Source organism: Paraburkholderia kirstenboschensis (assembly GCF_904848585.1).
In the GTDB taxonomy this organism is placed as follows: Bacteria; Pseudomonadota; Gammaproteobacteria; order Burkholderiales; family Burkholderiaceae; genus Paraburkholderia; species Paraburkholderia kirstenboschensis.
In genome coordinates, this window is sequence record NZ_CAJHCR010000058.1 from 1 (window position 1) to 2,556 (window position 2,556).

The window sequence follows — 2,556 nt, forward strand, 5'->3', positions numbered from 1 at the left end:
AACGGCCTGGAGCGAGCAATGGCCGACGCATGCCCCCATGAATCCGGTCATGCTGCCGTGGCAGGAATGGCTGCGACGTATGGAAAGCACGGCGGCGGGCATGGCCTACGGCAGTGCCTGGCTGCAGGCTTGCTCAACGATGCGAACCGGGCATCTCTTTGCCAGACCGACGATGCCCTACATGCCCCGCTGACCGACGCGTCCTTGGGCTTCAGACATTCGCTGGCAAAGTGCCTTCATTTGCGGACCGGTCGCCTGCGGTTGAGAGCAGGAAGGCGGTTTGCCGGGACGGATTCAACGGACGCCGCAAGACGGGCTGCGTACCAGCTGTGGTCGATGCGAATGGTTGTTCGTCGGAGACAGTGCGAACGACCTGCTTGAAGTAACGGAATGCAGCCAGCGGCAATGCTCGGAGGTGCGGCTTCCCCTCCTCGAACAGAGCACCACTACACGGCGCGTAGCGTACTGCATCGCGTTCCAGTGCTGTTTAGCTTCGGCGACTACGCAGAGGCGCACGGCGCGAATGAGTTCATGCAACTGAGCGATCATGTCGAACCGTTTGTGCAAGATTGGATTCGGCGGCATGGGCGTGGACGAAGTGCTTCTCGAAGAAGCCGATTTGCCCATGAGGTGCGCAATCCCATTTGCCAGATGCTGCCTCTGGCGATTGACGGATATGTCGGCCCTGGTCGTCCGCACAAGCCAGATAACCCGTTCGAACGGCAGGCTCCGCAATCCCTGACGTACCTTGTCGAGGAGAAGGGACTTCGCCTGCGTACTATTCTCCAATACCGCTTCCATCTTCACCAGTTCGCTGGTGCTTTCTAAGGATCTCAGCTCGCTCGTCGAGTTTCCACAATCGTACCGACACGCAGGAATTCCGCGGTCAATCAGTTGCGATCAAGTCGAGAAGGTCTTGGCGAGCGTTGATCGACGTTCGCCCTGCGGTAAGCGCGACTACGCGATGCTGTTGCTGAGGTCAGTCGGAATCCGTGGACGCCAACGCGTTAAGCAGCGATTTTACTCAAATCGAATCGCTGCGTGAAAGCGGCCGGCGACAGGTAGTCCAGGCGTTCCTGTGTTCGCTGCCGGTTGTAAAAGATTTCGATGTATTCTGGGCGGATTCAACCGGTCGTCGCAACACCTTTAATCGAGGAGGTGTTTATGGGACGACCCGCGGGGTGGATGCAGAAGTTGACAGGGCGAGGAGCGATGCGCTCGCCAGGTGCGCCATCGCATCGGCGTGAGATCGAGCGGCGATTCTGGGAGCAAATCGCAACAGGCATTACAAGTGAGAAGGCTGCAGAGGCGGTCGGCGTGTCGCAGGCAGTAGGCACTCGCTGGTTCCGTCATAATGGTGGCATGGCACTTTCCATGTCGAGTCCGATATCCGGGAGGTACTTGTCGTTCGCGGAGCGACAAGAGATTGGACTACTTTCGTTCCAGAGCGTCGGGGTACGAGAGATTGGTCGCCGTATCGGACGCAGCCCATCGACGGTCTCCCGGGAACTGACACGTAACGCCGCAACTCGTAGCGGACGGCTTGAGTATCGGGCTTCGGTTGCGCAGTGGAAAGCGGAACTGGTTGCCCAAAGACCCAAGCCTCCGAAACTGGTGACTAACCCACGGTTGCGCCACTACGTGCAAGACCGTCTGGAGGGCAAGGTTCGCGATGCTGATGGCCGTGCGATTGCTGGGCCTCGGCAGGCACCGTTCAAAGCGAGAAACAAACCGCATCGCGGTGACCGTAAATGGGTCAATGGCTGGTCGCCCGAACAGATTTCCAACCGGCTGCAGACCGACTTCCCCGATGACGAATCCATGCGCATCTCTCACGAAGCCATTTACCAGGCTCTCTATATCCAGGGCCGAGCTGCTCTCAAGCGCGAGCTGGTTAGCTGTCTGCGCAGGCGGGCGTTGCGCGTGCCGAGGGCCAGGGCACAAGCCAAGGCTTGGGCCCACGTTAGCGAGGATGTGATGATCTCTAGCCGGCCTGCAGAAGCGCAGGATCGTGCTGTGCCGGGGCATTGGGAGGGTGACCTGATCATCGGCCTGAACCGGTCCGCGATCGGAACGCTGGTCGAACGATCAAGCCGATTCACCATGCTTGTCCACCTGCCTCGCGAGGAAGGCTACGGGCTGATGCCCAGGGCGAAGAATGGTCCTGCGCTGGCTGGCTACGGAGCTGTCACGATGGCCAATGCGCTCAAGAAGACCGTGACTGACATGCCTGCCCAGTTGTGGCGGTCATTGACCTGAGATCGTGGCGGCACGAACGAGAATACGAACGGCCTCTTGCGGCAATACTTTCCAAAGGGTACAGACCTGTCTCGGTGGAGCGCTCGAGAGATCCAGGCCGTTGCCAATGCACTCAACTCCAGGCCTCGGAAAACGCTTGGTTGGAAGACACCGGCCGAAGCTCTGGACGAGTACCTAAAATCTGTTTGAACCGTCCCGGGAATCGTGGAGGCTGGTTGGTTTAAGTTGATGCGGGTTCTGCGGCAGCTGTTTCAAGTTGCCGATAGTAGTTTGCCTCAGCTTCGGCGGGCGGGATAT

At 59.2% G+C, this 2,556-nt stretch carries 2 protein-coding genes and 3 pseudogenes; 3 read left to right on the plus strand and 2 right to left on the minus strand.

All coding sequences use genetic code 11. The features are described from left to right. Positions 1-193, plus strand: a 193-nt coding sequence (locus JMY24_RS39160) for a hypothetical protein (RefSeq protein ID WP_236597781.1), incomplete at its 5' end; no start/stop codon positions are given. Here JMY24_RS39160 and JMY24_RS39860 read toward each other — a convergent pair. Continuing rightward, positions 112-442, minus strand: a pseudogene (locus JMY24_RS39860) (IS21 family transposase); the annotation flags it as partial. The gene JMY24_RS39160 and the pseudogene JMY24_RS39860 sit on opposite strands and share 82 nt — an antisense overlap. Before the next feature lie 38 nt (positions 443-480). Here JMY24_RS39860 and JMY24_RS37860 point away from each other — a divergent pair. Continuing rightward, positions 481-828, plus strand: a complete 348-nt coding sequence (locus JMY24_RS37860; RefSeq protein WP_236597782.1) for a hypothetical protein — start codon at positions 481-483, stop codon at positions 826-828. A 179-nt stretch (positions 829-1,007) separates the two neighbouring features. Here JMY24_RS37860 and JMY24_RS39535 read toward each other — a convergent pair. Further along, positions 1,008-1,115, minus strand: a pseudogene (locus tag JMY24_RS39535) (IS3 family transposase); the annotation flags it as partial. 70 nt (positions 1,116-1,185) lie between these two features. Between JMY24_RS39535 and JMY24_RS37865 the strand changes: the two are divergent. Then, positions 1,186-2,448: pseudogene (locus tag JMY24_RS37865) on the plus strand (IS30 family transposase). Positions 2,449-2,556 lie beyond the last annotated feature (108 nt).